Here is a 12,939-nt window from a genome sequence, read left to right as displayed (position 1 = left end):
CGTCGGTTACATTCCTGTGACACGCCGTACGTGTGCGGCGCGCGCGGATGGGGAGATAGACGGTCAGCGGCGAGCCGGCCGCTGACCGTCACCCGCCGACGGTACCCGTCGATGCCAGGAGCCATCCCGTGAGCGAGCGCAGCGAGCGAACCACCGAGAGGCGCGCAGGGGCGCATGCCCGTGCCGAGCGCAGCGAGGTGGGCGCATGAGCCGCAACGGCCGTGCCCGCCGCAACTCCGACTGCACCGCCGGCGGCCCGCGACCCACGGTGCGGGCGCCGCACCAGCGGCGGCGGGTCGAGGGGGCCGAGCAGGCGTTCGTCATCGGGATCCTGACCAGCGCGGCCGACTTCGCCCGGGCCCGCGTCTGGGGGCTGTCGAACGCCGCCGACCACGAGCAGTACCTGGCCGAGACCGCCGAGCTGCTGGCCGACGCCCTGGAGCGCTTCGACACCGTGCGGGCCCGGATGTTCCACCCGCAGGACTTCGCGGAGTTCTGCGTGCTGCACGGGCTGGACCCGGCCGAGCCGCTCGCCCGCGACCGCTACCTGGTCAATCCGCCGTTGCAGACCCAGCTGCTGGCCTATCAGGGCGAGGAACTGGCCGGGGACTTCGTGCCGCGCCTGGTCCGGGCCCGGGAGAACGGGCTGACGCTCTGCCACGCCGACCTGCTGCTGGACGGCGGCCTGTCCGGCGCCGCGGGCGAGGTCGACGAGGACCACGCCCGCTGGGTGCGCGCCGCCCGCCAGCGCGGCGCCGAGGTGTTCCGCCGGATGCTGGTCGGCGCGGGCGCCGGGGTGTACGAGCTGCGGCTTCGGGTGGACGCCCCGGGCGGGCGGCTGACCGCGGCGGCCCGGGTGCTGCAGTGGGAGGACGGCGTCGTCCGGATCAACGACGAGGACCTGGAGCTGGTCTGCGCGGTGCTGTGCGCCGGATTGGCGCTGGAGCTGCCGGGGGTGGCGGTGCTGCACGGCTCGCAGGGCTCGGTGGCGGCGGGCGGCGCCCGTGGCGCGGCCGCTGACGAGCACTTCCTGCCGGCCTCCTGGGCCTGGTCGAGCGGCGGGCAGGACTGGGCGCCGGCGGCCGGGCCGGTGCGGCTGGACGGCGTGGCGGCGCAGCCCGGCTACAGCCTGGGGACGGTCTGCTGAGCCGGCCGTGGACGCGCGACGGCGCGGCCCCCGGGATGCGGGGTGCCGCGCCGTGACGTTTCTGCAAGGCCCGGAGCGTGGCCCGGACCGTGGACCGAGCCGACGGGAGCCGGTGCGGCGAGCGTCAGCTCGCCTCCTCCTCGCGCACCGCGCGGCGCGCGTCGGGGTTCAGCACGCCCCAGGAGATCAGCTGCTCGGTGAGGATCGACGGCGACTGGTCGTAGATGACCGCCAGGGTGCGCAGGTCGTCCTGGCGGATCGACAGCACCTTGCCGTTGTAGTCACCGCGCTGGCTCTGGATCGTCGCCGCGTAGCGCTGCAGCGGGCCGGCCTTCTCGGACGGGACCTGGGTCAGTCTCTCCAGGTCGAGCACCAGGCGCGGCGGCGGCTCGGCCGCGCCGCCGGGGGTGCCGCCGGGCAGCAGCTCCTGCACCGGGACGCCGTAGAACTCCGCCAGCTCGGCCAGCCGCTGCACGGTGACCGCACGGTCGCCGCGCTCGTACGAGCCGACGACGACTGCCTTCCAGCGCCCCTGGGACTTCTCCTCGACACCGTGCAGGGAGAGACCCTGCTGAGTGCGGATCGCTCGGAGCTTGCCTCCGAGTTGCTTCGCGTAGTCGCTGGACATTGGTCTCCCCGGACGAGATTGCTTCGCGTTCAGTGGTGGGCCACGGACGATTGCCGACGCCGTTACCGGTGGGTCCGACGTCCGTCTCGTAACTCACTGTGAGGTTACGTAGAGTAAGGTAGCTGCGTCAAGCCGAATGGGGCAGTCGTGCGAATGGCCCGCATCCGCGGCGCGTCCGGGGCGTGAACCCGGCGAAGCGGAATGGTGCGTGTCCGATTGCCCCCCGGCCCGCTGCTAGGATGGCTCGAAGCCCGCGCCCGGTCGGCGGGGGCAGTCCCAGACATCCTTTAAGGCCCGTCCAGTGAGGCGGGGAAGGAGGTCCGCTTCGGCATGACCACACACCAGGATTCGACGCCGCGACCGCCGCACCAGGTGCTGGACGGCACGGACATCGCCCGGGTCGTCACCCGGATAGCGCACGAGATCGTCGAGCGCGCCAAGGGCGCCGAGGACGTCGTGCTGCTCGGCATCCACACCAGGGGCGTCCACCTCGCCCGCCGCCTGCACGGCCGGCTGGCCCAGATCACCGGGCGCGAGATCCCGCTGGGTGCCCTGGACATCACCATGTACCGGGACGACCTGCGGCTCAAGCCCGCCCGCGCCCTGGAGCACACCGAGATCCCGTCCGGCGGCATCGACGGCAAGCTCGTCATCCTCGTCGACGACGTGCTCTTCTCCGGCCGCACCATCCGGGCCGCGCTCGACGCGCTGAACGACATCGGCCGCCCGCGCGCCGTCCAGCTCGCCGTCCTGGTCGACCGCGGCCACCGCGAGCTGCCGATCCGCGCCGACTACGTGGGCAAGAACCTCCCCACCTCGCTGCGCGAGGCCGTGCAGGTGCGCCTGTCCGACAGCGACGGCGTGGACGCCGTGCTGGTCGGCGACCGCGACTACAACGAACGCTCCTCGCAGGCCCTGGCCTCCCAGCCGTCCGAACCGCACCTCCCGGAGTAACCCGCGTGAAGCGCCACCTCGTCTCCGCCGCCGATCTCACCCGCGACGACGCGCTGCTGATCCTGGACACCGCCGAGGAGCTCGCCCAGCTCTCCGGACGGGCCGTCAAGAAGCTGCCCACGCTGCGCGGCCGGACCGTCGTCAACCTCTTCTTCGAGGACTCGACCCGTACCAAGACCTCCTTCGAGGTCGCCGAGAAGCGGCTCTCCGCCGACGTCATCAACTTCTCCGCCAAGGGCTCCTCGGTCTCCAAGGGCGAGAGCCTCAAGGACACCGCGCTCACCCTCCAGGCGATGGGCGCCGACGCGGTCGTCGTCCGGCACCACGCCTCGGGCGCGCCGGCCCGCCTCGCCCAGTCCGACTGGCTGCACGGCAGCGTGATCAACGCCGGTGACGGCACCCACGAGCACCCCACCCAGGCGCTGCTCGACGCCTTCACCATGCGCCGCCACCTCAACGCCGGGCTGGGCAACGACCTCGCCGGGCGCCGGGTGACCATGGTCGGCGACATCCTGCACAGCCGGGTCGCCCGTTCCAACGTGCACCTGCTGACCACCCTCGGTGCCCAGGTCACCTTCGTCGCCCCGCCGACGCTGCTGCCGATCGGCATCGAGAACTGGCCCTGCGAGGTCAGCTACGACCTGGACCGCGTGCTCCCCAAGACGGACGCGGTGATGATGCTGCGGGTGCAGCGCGAGCGGATGAACGCCGCGTTCTTCCCGACCGAGCGCGAGTACAGCCGCCGCTACGGCCTGAACGGCACCCGGATGTCCCAGCTGCCCGAGCACGCCATCGTGATGCACCCCGGCCCGATGGTGCGCGGCATGGAGATCACCGCCGAGGTCGCCGACTCCCCGCGCTGCACCGTGGTCGAGCAGGTCGCCAACGGCGTGTCGGTCCGGATGGCCGTCCTGTACCTGCTGCTCGGGGGAGCCACCCTCAACGACGCCCGCACCGACTCCGTGGAGACCGCTCAGTGACCACCTACCTGATCCGCAACGCCCAGATCCTCGGCGGTGCCCCGCAGGACCTCCACCTCGCCGACGGTGTGATCAAGGCGATCGGCACCGACCTGGCGGTCGAGGCGGACGTCGAGATCGACGCCGGCGGCCTGATCGCGCTGCCCGGTCTCGTCGACCTGCACACCCACCTGCGCGAGCCCGGCCGCGAGGACGCCGAGACCGTGCTCACCGGCACCCGGGCCGCCGCGATGGGCGGCTTCACCGCCGTGCACGCGATGGCCAACACCACCCCGGTGGCCGACACCGCCGGCGTGGTCGAGCAGGTCTGGCGGCTCGGCCAGGAGGCCGGCTACTGCGACGTGCAGCCGGTCGGCGCCGTCACCGTCGGCCTGGAGGGCAACAAGCTCGCCGAACTGGGCGCGATGCACGAGTCCGCCGCGAACGTGCGGGTCTTCTCCGACGACGGCAAGTGCGTGGACGACGCGGTGCTGATGCGCCGCGCCCTGGAGTACGTCAAGGCCTTCGACGGCGTCGTCGCCCAGCACGCCCAGGAGCCGCGGCTCACCGAGGGCGCCCAGATGAACGAGGGCCAGGTCTCCGGCGAGCTCGGGCTCGGCGGCTGGCCGGCCGTCGCCGAGGAGTCGATCATCGCGCGGGACGTGCTGCTCGCCGCGCACGTCGGCTCCCGGCTGCACGTCTGCCACGTCTCCACCGCCGGCTCGGTCGAGATCATCCGCTGGGCCAAGGCCAAGGGCTGGGACGTCACCGCCGAGGTCACCCCGCACCACCTGCTGCTCACCGACGAGCTGGTCCGCTCCTACGACCCGGTCTACAAGGTCAACCCGCCGCTGCGCACCGCCGAGGACGTCCAGGCGCTGCGCAAGGCGCTCGCGGACGGCACCATCGACGCCGTCGCCACCGACCACGCGCCGCACCCGGACGAGGACAAGGACTGCGAGTGGGCCGTCGCCGCGATGGGCATGGTCGGCCTGGAGACCGCGCTGTCGGTCGTGCAGCAGACCATGGTGGACACCGGCCTGCTGAACTGGGAGGGCGTCGCCGACCGCATGTCGCACCGCCCGGCCCGGATCGGCCGTCTCGCCGGACAGGGCCGTCCCGTCTCGGTCGGTGAGCCGGCCAACCTGGTGCTGTTCGATCCCGCGTACCGTGGTGCCGTGAACCCGGACAGCTTCGCCACCCGTAGCCGCAACACCCCCTACAAGGGCCTTGACCTGCCCGGACGGGTGCACGCCACCTTCCTGCGCGGGCGCGCCACCGTGCTGGCCGGCGAGCTGGCCGAGCAGGGCGGGGCGGCGTGACCGGCCCGGCCGCGCTCGCCCAGGAGCAGGCCAAGGTCACCAACTGGCCCGGGTACATCGGCTGGGCCGTCGGCCTGCTGATCGTCATCGGGCTCGTCTATTGGCTGATGCGGCAGGGCTGGAACTGGCGGCGCACCCTCCAGTCCGGCATCCCGCCGCTGCCCGCCGTGCCGGCCGGTGCCGGGCGGACCATCCTGGAGACCAGCGGGCGGTACCACGGCTCCACCACCGCCGGGAACTGGCTCGACCGGGTCGTCACGCACGGCCTGGGCACCCGCAGCCGCGCCGACCTCACCCTCGGCGAGGACGGCCTGCTGGTGCGGCGCCCCGGTGACGTCGACCTCTGGATCCCGGCCGAGCACCTGACCGGTGCCCGCACGGACTCCGGGATCGCCGGCAAGGTCGTCCCGGCCGGGCTGCTCGTCGTCACCTGGACGCACGAGGGCACCGAGCTGGACTCGGGCTTCCGGGCCGACCACCCGGACGAGCACGCCGCCTGGGTCGAGGCGATCGCCCAACTCGCAACACGTACGAAGACGAAGACGGAAGAGGCCGCTCAATGACCGCACCTGCCCCCACCACGCAGCGCCGACGGCGGGAGCGCACCCCCGCCGTGCTCGTCCTGGAGGACGGCCGGACCTTCCGCGGCGAGGCCTACGGCGCGACCGGCGAGACCTTCGGCGAGGCCGTCTTCAACACCGGCATGTCCGGCTACCAGGAGACCCTCACCGACCCGTCGTACCACCGCCAGGTGGTCGTGATGACCGCCCCGCAGATCGGCAACACCGGCTGGAACGACGAGGACGACGAGTCCGGGCGGATCTGGGTCGCCGGGTACGTCGTGCGCGACCCCGCCCGGGTGGCGTCCAACTGGCGCTCCACCCGCTCGCTGGACGAGGAGCTCGTCCGCCAGGGCGTCGTCGGCATCAGCGGCATCGACACCCGGGCGCTCACCCGCCACCTGCGCGAGCGCGGCGCGATGCGCTGCGGCATCTTCTCCGGCGAGGCGCTGACCGACCAGGCCGAACTGCTCGCCCGGGTGCAGCAGTCGCCCGAGATGAAGGGCGCCGACCTGTGCGCCGAGGTGGCCACCACCGAGGCGTACGTCGTGCCCGCGATCGGTCCCGGCGGCGAGGCCCTGCCCATCGGCACTGCGGAGTTCACCGTCGCCGCGCTGGACCTCGGCATCAAGGGGATGACCCCGCAGCGGATGGCCGAGCGCGGCATCGAGGTGCACGTGCTGCCGGCCGGCTCCACCCTGGAGGACCTCTACGCGGTCCAGCCGGACGGCGTGTTCTTCTCCAACGGCCCGGGCGACCCGGCCACCGCCGACCACCAGGTCGCCGTCGCGCAGGGCGTGCTGGAGCGCGGGACCCCGTTCTTCGGGATCTGCTTCGGCAACCAGATCCTCGGCCGCGCACTGGGCTTCGGCACCTACAAGCTCAAGTACGGCCACCGCGGCATCAACCAGCCGGTGCAGGACCGCACCACCGGCAAGGTCGAGGTGACCGCGCACAACCACGGCTTCGCCGTGGACGCACCGCTGGACCGGGTGAGCGACACCCCCTTCGGGCGGGTCGAGGTCTCCCACGTCTGCCTCAACGACGACGTGGTCGAGGGCCTCCAGGCGCTCGACGTCCCCGCCTTCAGCGTGCAGTACCACCCCGAAGCGGCGGCCGGCCCGCACGACGCGGCCTACCTCTTCGACCGGTTCGTCGAGCTCATGCGAGGCGACGACAAGCACAGCGTGAAGCTCATGGAGGGCCAGCGTGCCTAAGCGCACTGACATCAAGTCCGTCCTGGTGATCGGGTCCGGCCCGATCGTGATCGGCCAGGCCGCCGAGTTCGACTACTCGGGCACGCAGGCCTGCCGCGTCCTCAAGGCCGAGGGCCTGCGGGTCGTGCTGGTCAACTCCAACCCGGCCACGATCATGACCGACCCGGAGATCGCCGACGCCACCTACGTCGAGCCGATCACCCCGGAGTTCGTCGAGCGGATCATCGCCAAGGAGCGCCCCGACGCGCTGCTGCCGACCCTCGGCGGGCAGACCGCGCTCAACACCGCGATCTCCCTGCACTCGGCCGGCACGCTGGACAAGTACGGCGTCGAGCTGATCGGCGCCGACGTGGTGGCGATCAACAAGGGCGAGGACCGCCAGCTGTTCAAGGGCGTCGTCGAGGCGGTCAACGCCAAGATCGGCCACGGCGAGTCCGCCCGCTCGGTCATCTGCCACTCGATGGACGACGTGCTGGCCGGCGTCGACACGCTCGGCGGCTACCCGGTCGTCGTGCGCCCCTCCTTCACCATGGGCGGCGCCGGCTCCGGCTTCGCCCACGACGAGGAGGACCTGCGCCGCATCGCCGGCCAGGGCCTGGCCCTCTCGCCGACCACCGAGGTGCTCCTGGAGGAGTCCATCCTCGGCTGGAAGGAGTACGAGCTGGAGCTGATGCGCGACAAGAACGACAACGTCGTGGTCGTCTGCTCCATCGAGAACTTCGACCCGATGGGCGTGCACACCGGTGACTCGATCACCGTCGCCCCGGCGATGACCCTCACCGACCGTGAGTACCAGATCCTGCGCGACATCGGCATCGCCGTGATCCGCGAGGTCGGCGTCGACACCGGCGGCTGCAACATCCAGTTCGCCGTCAACCCCGACAGCGGCCGGGTCATCGTCATCGAGATGAACCCGCGGGTGTCGCGCTCCTCGGCGCTGGCCTCGAAGGCGACCGGCTTCCCGATCGCCAAGATCGCCGCCAAGCTGGCCGTGGGCTACACGCTCGACGAGATCCCCAACGACATCACCGAGCAGACCCCGGCCTCCTTCGAGCCGGCCCTCGACTACGTCGTGGTGAAGGTCCCCCGGTTCGCGTTCGAGAAGTTCCCGAGCGCCGACGCCACGCTGACCACCACCATGAAGTCGGTCGGCGAGGCCATGGCCATGGGCCGCAACTTCCCCGAGGCGCTGCAGAAGGCGCTGCGCTCGCTGGAGAAGAAGGGCTCCCAGTTCTCCTGGACCGGCCCGGTCGGCGACAAGGCCGAGCTGCTGGCCAAGGCGGTCGTGCCGACCGACGGCCGGATCAACACCGTGATGCAGGCCATCCGGGCCGGCGCCACCCCGGAGGAGGTGTTCGAGGCCACCAAGATCGACCCGTGGTTCGTCGACCAGCTCTTCGTGCTCGACGAGATCGCCGCCGAGCTGACCGAGGCCGCGAAGCTCACCCCCGAGCTGCTGCGCCACGCCAAGCGGCACGGCTTCTCCGACCAGCAGATCGGCGAGATCCGCGGCCTGAAGCCGGACGTCGTCCGCGAGGTCCGGCACGCGCTCGGCATCCGCCCGGTGTTCAAGACCGTCGACACCTGCGCCGCCGAGTTCGCCGCCAAGACCCCGTACTTCTACTCGTCCTACGACGAGGAGAACGAGGTCGCCCCGCGCACCAAGCCGGCCGTGATCATCCTCGGCTCCGGCCCGAACCGCATCGGCCAGGGCATCGAGTTCGACTACTCCTGCGTGCACGCCTCCTTCGCGCTGGCCGACGCCGGGTACGAGACCGTGATGGTCAACTGCAACCCGGAGACCGTCTCCACCGACTACGACACCTCCGACCGGCTCTACTTCGAGCCGCTCACCCTGGAGGACGTGCTGGAGATCGTCCACGCCGAGCAGCAGGCCGGCCCGCTGGCCGGCGTGATCGTCCAGCTCGGCGGCCAGACCCCGCTCGGCCTGGCCCAGGCGCTCAAGGACAACGGCGTGCCGATCGTCGGCACCCAGCCCGAGGCGATCGACCTCGCCGAGGAGCGCGGCGCCTTCGGCCGCGTGCTGCGCGACGCCGGCCTGCCCGCCCCCAAGCACGGCACCGCCTTCTCCTTCGCCGAGGCCAAGGCCATCGCCGACGAGATCGGCTACCCGGTGCTCGCCCGCCCGTCGTACGTGCTCGGCGGCCGCGGCATGGAGATCGTCTACGACGAGGCCTCGCTCGCCTCCTACCTGGAGCGCCACGCCGGCCTGATCTCCGAGCACCCGGTGCTCATCGACCGCTTCCTCGACGACGCGGTGGAGATCGACGTCGACGCGCTGTACGACGGCACCGAGCTCTACCTCGGCGGCGTCATGGAGCACATCGAGGAGGCCGGCATCCACTCCGGCGACTCCGCCTGCGCGCTGCCCCCGATCACCCTCGGCGGCTACGACATCAAGCGCCTGCGCACCTCCACCGAGGCCATCGCGCGCGGCGTCGGCGTCCGCGGCCTGATCAACATCCAGTTCGCGCTGGCCGGGGACATCCTGTACGTGCTGGAGGCCAACCCGCGCGCCTCCCGCACCGTGCCGTTCACCTCCAAGGCGACCGCCGTGCCGCTGGCCAAGGCCGCCGCCCGGATCTCGCTCGGCGCCACCATCGCCGAGCTGCGCGCCGAGGGCCTGCTCCCGGCCGAGGGCGACGGCGGCACGCTGCCGGCCGACGCGCCGATCGCGGTCAAGGAGGCCGTGATGCCGTGGAGCCGCTTCCGCGACATCCACGGCCGCGGCGTGGACACCGTGCTCGGCCCGGAGATGCGCTCGACCGGCGAGGTCATGGGCATCGACAAGGTCTTCGGCACGGCCTACGCCAAGGCCCAGGCCGGCGCCTACGGCGCGCTGCCGACCAAGGGCAAGGTCTTCGTCTCGGTCGCCAACCGGGACAAGCGCAACCTGGTCTTCCCGGCCCGCGCGCTGGTCGGCCTCGGCTTCGAGGTGCTCGCCACCGCCGGCACCGCCGAGGTGCTGCACCGCGGCGGCATCCCGTCCACGCTGGTGCGCAAGCACAGCGAGGGCGAGGGCCCGGGCGGCGAGCGGACCATCGTCCAGCTGATCCACGACGGTGAGGTCGACCTCATCATCAACACGCCGTACGGCACCGGCGGGCGCCTCGACGGCTACGAGATCCGCACCGCCGCCGTGTCCCGCGGCGTGCCCTGCCTGACCACGGTCCAGGCGATGGGCGCGGCCGTCCAGGGCATGGACGCGCTGCTGCGCGACGAGGTCGGGGTGATGTCGCTCCAGGAGCACGCCGCGCTGATCAACGCCGGCCGCAAGTAGCACCACCGCAGTGGGGGGCACCGAGGTCGGTCGGGTGCCCCCCACTTCCATGCCCTGATCCGGGTGCTCACGCTCAGATCCGGGCCCTGATCCGGGAGTTGGGTTTTTGTACAAGCTGCTGTTCGACCTCGTCTTCAAGAAGATGGACCCCGAGAAGGCGCACCACCTCGCCTTCTTCTGGATCCGGCTCGTCTCCTCGGTGCCCGGCCTGCGCACGCTGGCGCGGCTGGTGCTCGCCCCGCGTGACCGGGCGCTGCACACCACCGCCCTCGGCCTCGACCTGCCGGGCCCGTTCGGCCTGGCGGCCGGCTTCGACAAGAACGGCGTCGGCATCGACGGCCTGGCGATGCTCGGCTTCGACTACGTCGAGATCGGCACCATCACCGGCGAGCCCCAGCCGGGCAACCCGACGCCCCGGCTGTTCCGCCTGGTCGAGGACCGCGCGCTGATCAACCGGATGGGCTTCAACAACCAGGGCTCGGCCCGGGTCGCCGCGCGCCTCGCCGCCCGCCCGCACACCAGCTCCACTCCGGTGATCGGCGTCAACATCGGCAAGACCAAGGTGGTCGAGGAGGCCGACGCCGTCGCCGACTACGTCAAGTCCACCGAGCGGCTGGCCAAGTACGCCGACTACCTGGTCGTCAACGTCAGTTCGCCGAACACCCCCGGGCTGCGCAACCTCCAGGCCGTGGACCACCTGCGCCCGCTGCTCGCCGCCGTCCGCGAGGCCGCCGACCGCACCACCGCGCACCACGTCCCGCTGCTGGTCAAGATCGCCCCCGACCTGGCCGACGAGGACGTCGACGCGGTCGCCGACCTCGCCCTGGAACTGGGCCTGGACGGCATCATCGCCACCAACACCACGATCGGCCGCGAAGGCCTGCGCGCCGTCGCCGCCCGGGTCGAGGAGATCGGCATGGGCGGCCTGTCCGGCGCCCCGCTCAAGGCCCGCGCCCTGGAGGTGCTCCAGCGCCTGCGCGCCCGGACCGGGGGCCGGCTGACGCTGGTCTCGGTCGGCGGCGTCGAGACCGCCGAGGACGTCTGGCAGCGGATCGTCCACGGCGCGGACCTCGTCCAGGGCTACAGCGCCTTCATCTACGAGGGCCCGTTCTGGTGCCGCCGGATCCACCGGGGCCTCTCCGCCCGGATCAGGGCCGCGGGCTTCCGCGACCTGGCCGCCGCCGTCGGCAGCGCCGTCGACGGCACCAGGGCCGCCTCCTGAACCTCCGTGCGGCCCCCGGCCCGTACGACGCCCCGTACGAGCCGCGCACGACCTCCGTACGGCCTCCGTGCGGCCTCCCCACGACCTTCCGGAAGGACGACATGACCCTCGCCCCGTTCGGCGCCCGGCTGCGCCAGGCCCTCGACACCCGCGGCCAGCTCTGCGTCGGCATCGACCCGCACGCCTCCCTGCTCGCCGCCTGGGGGCTCGGCGACGACCTCGCCGGCCTGGAGACCTTCAGCCGCACCGTAGTCGAGGCGCTGGCCGACCGGGTGGCCGTGCTCAAGCCGCAGGCCGCCTTCTTCGAGCGCTTCGGCAGCAAGGGCGTCGCGGTGCTGGAGAAGTCCGTCGAGGAGGCCAGGGCGGCCGGCGCGCTGGTCCTGATGGACGCCAAGCGCGGCGACATCGGCTCCACCATGGCCGCCTACGCGGAGGCCTTCCTCTCGCCCGGCAGCCCGCTGTTCTCGGACGCCGTCACGGTCAGCCCGTACCTGGGCTTCGGCTCGCTGCGCCCGGCCCTCGACCTGGCCCGCGCGCAGGGCTGTGGCGTGTTCGCGCTGGCGCTCACCTCCAACCCGGAGGGCCACGAGGTCCAGCGGGCGGTGGGCGCGGACGGCGAGTCGGTCGCGGCCTCGGTGCTGCGGCAGCTGGCGGCGGAGAACGGCGACGCCGCCCCGCTGGGCTCCTTCGGCGCGGTCGTCGGTGCGACGCTCGCCGACGCGGGCGTGGAACTGGCCATCAACGGCCCGCTGCTGGCCCCCGGGATCGGCGCCCAGGGCGCGACGATGGCCGACCTGCCGCGGGTGTTCGGCGCCGCGGTGATCAACGTGGTGCCGAGCGTCAGCCGGGACGTGCTCAAGCACGGTCCGTCGGTGGCGGCCCTGCGCTCGGCGGCCGAGCGGTTCGTCGGGGAGTACGCGGACGCGGTGAAGTAGCGGCGATCGCGGGCGCGAGCACGTAGCGGGGCGATGACCCTGTGCAGTGTGCGCAGCCCGGCGAGGGTCCCCGGACCCCACCGGAGTTGACGTGAGCGCCGTCACATTGACGGTGTCAAAGTTTCGCAATCGCGGTCATTTTGCCCTGGAAAGTCCTGGTCGGCCTTGGCTGACCAGGACTTTTCGTGTTCTTTTCCTGACGTGGCGCCGCAATCCGGGTAGTGTCCGGCGATAGGTCATCGGCGAGCCGCGAAACCCGTAGCTCCCGCAGGTCAAGGGCCCTCTGGTTCCCCTTGCGGACGGTGTCCTGGGATCCAAACCAGTCATAGCTCAATCCCTTCCTTCCACACCCTGAGGTGAACGGCGTGGCTCTTCCGCCCCTTACCCCTGAACAGCGCACCGCCGCGCTCGCCAAGGCCGCCGAGGCTCGCCGGGAGCGCGCCGAGGTCAAGAACCGGCTCAAGCACTCCGGCGCCTCCCTGCACGAGGTGATCAAGGCCGGAAAGGCCGAGAACGACGTCATCGGCAAGATGAAGGTCTCCGCACTGCTGGAGTCCCTTCCCGGCGTCGGCAAGGTCCGTGCCAAGCAGATCATGGAACGCCTCGGCATCAGCGAGAGCCGGCGCGTCCGCGGCCTCGGTACGAACCAGATCGCCTCCCTGGAGCGGGAGTTCGGCGGCGGTGCCGCCTGACC

The 12,939-nt window shown here is 72.0% G+C and carries 11 protein-coding genes; 10 read left to right on the top strand and 1 reads right to left on the bottom strand.

What is annotated here, in order from left to right:
- The first annotated feature begins 205 nt into the window (after window positions 1–205).
- Complete coding sequence (locus tag ABT015_RS08045; RefSeq protein WP_350877843.1) at window positions 206–1,147, top strand: DUF8829 domain-containing protein; 942 nt, start codon at window positions 206–208, stop codon at window positions 1,145–1,147.
- A gap of 124 nt (window positions 1,148–1,271) precedes the next feature.
- On the opposite strand, the gene bldD is transcribed toward ABT015_RS08045, so the two are convergent.
- On the bottom strand, window positions 1,272–1,775 hold the full coding sequence (gene bldD / locus ABT015_RS08040; RefSeq protein WP_031072501.1) for a transcriptional regulator BldD: 504 nt from the start codon (window positions 1,773–1,775) through the stop codon (window positions 1,272–1,274).
- A gap of 330 nt (window positions 1,776–2,105) precedes the next feature.
- Here bldD and pyrR point away from each other — a divergent pair, with 330 nt between their 5' ends.
- From pyrR to mihF, 9 genes are all read left to right on the top strand, one after another.
- Window positions 2,106–2,729 (top strand): bifunctional pyr operon transcriptional regulator/uracil phosphoribosyltransferase PyrR, encoded by a 624-nt coding sequence (pyrR, locus tag ABT015_RS08035; protein WP_350877842.1) that lies wholly within the window; start codon window positions 2,106–2,108, stop codon window positions 2,727–2,729.
- A gap of 5 nt (window positions 2,730–2,734) precedes the next feature.
- Window positions 2,735–3,709 carry an aspartate carbamoyltransferase catalytic subunit gene (locus ABT015_RS08030; RefSeq protein WP_350877841.1) on the top strand — a complete coding sequence of 325 codons (975 nt, stop codon included), beginning with the start codon at window positions 2,735–2,737 and terminating at the stop codon, window positions 3,707–3,709.
- Window positions 3,706–5,010, top strand: a complete 1,305-nt coding sequence (locus tag ABT015_RS08025) for a dihydroorotase (protein ID WP_350877840.1) — start codon at window positions 3,706–3,708, stop codon at window positions 5,008–5,010. The genes ABT015_RS08030 and ABT015_RS08025 overlap by 4 nt, the downstream gene beginning before the upstream one ends.
- The gene (locus ABT015_RS08020; RefSeq protein WP_350877839.1) at window positions 5,007–5,573 is read left to right on the top strand and encodes a PH-like domain-containing protein; all 567 of its coding nucleotides are present in this window, start codon (window positions 5,007–5,009) and stop codon (window positions 5,571–5,573) included. The genes ABT015_RS08025 and ABT015_RS08020 overlap by 4 nt, the downstream gene beginning before the upstream one ends.
- Entirely contained in the window at window positions 5,570–6,787 is a 1,218-nt protein-coding gene (carA, locus tag ABT015_RS08015) for a glutamine-hydrolyzing carbamoyl-phosphate synthase small subunit (RefSeq protein WP_350877838.1), read from the top strand. Before ABT015_RS08020 ends, carA begins: the two co-directional genes overlap by 4 nt.
- Window positions 6,780–10,088 carry a carbamoyl-phosphate synthase large subunit gene (carB, locus tag ABT015_RS08010; RefSeq protein WP_350877837.1) on the top strand — a complete coding sequence of 1,103 codons (3,309 nt, stop codon included), beginning with the start codon at window positions 6,780–6,782 and terminating at the stop codon, window positions 10,086–10,088. Before carA ends, carB begins: the two co-directional genes overlap by 8 nt.
- 106 nt (window positions 10,089–10,194) lie before the next feature.
- The gene (locus ABT015_RS08005) at window positions 10,195–11,310 is read left to right on the top strand and encodes a quinone-dependent dihydroorotate dehydrogenase (protein WP_350877836.1); all 1,116 of its coding nucleotides are present in this window, start codon (window positions 10,195–10,197) and stop codon (window positions 11,308–11,310) included.
- A gap of 101 nt (window positions 11,311–11,411) precedes the next feature.
- Entirely contained in the window at window positions 11,412–12,245 is an 834-nt protein-coding gene (gene pyrF / locus ABT015_RS08000; protein ID WP_350877835.1) for an orotidine-5'-phosphate decarboxylase, read from the top strand.
- 365 nt (window positions 12,246–12,610) lie between these two features.
- On the top strand, window positions 12,611–12,937 hold the full coding sequence (gene mihF / locus ABT015_RS07995; RefSeq protein WP_063346755.1) for an integration host factor, actinobacterial type: 327 nt from the start codon (window positions 12,611–12,613) through the stop codon (window positions 12,935–12,937).
- Window positions 12,938–12,939 lie beyond the last annotated feature (2 nt).

Origin of the sequence: Kitasatospora sp. NPDC094016, from assembly GCF_040304045.1 — a bacterium.
Lineage (GTDB): Bacteria > Actinomycetota > Actinomycetes > Streptomycetales > Streptomycetaceae > Kitasatospora.
The sequence above is the reverse complement of the archived record's forward strand: the minus strand, read 5'-3'. Positions and strand labels throughout refer to the sequence as shown.

What these genes read in the sequence shown, in the direction of transcription:
- ABT015_RS08045 (WP_350877843.1), top strand. Translation starts at nt 206, where the DNA reads ATGAGCCGCAACGGCCGTGCCCGCCGCAACTCCGACTGCACCGCCGGC.
- bldD (WP_031072501.1), bottom strand. Translation starts at nt 1,775, where the DNA reads ATGTCCAGCGACTACGCGAAGCAACTCGGAGGCAAGCTCCGAGCGATC.
- pyrF (WP_350877835.1), top strand. Translation starts at nt 11,412, where the DNA reads ATGACCCTCGCCCCGTTCGGCGCCCGGCTGCGCCAGGCCCTCGACACC.
- pyrR (WP_350877842.1), top strand. Translation starts at nt 2,106, where the DNA reads ATGACCACACACCAGGATTCGACGCCGCGACCGCCGCACCAGGTGCTG.
- carA (WP_350877838.1), top strand. Translation starts at nt 5,570, where the DNA reads ATGACCGCACCTGCCCCCACCACGCAGCGCCGACGGCGGGAGCGCACC.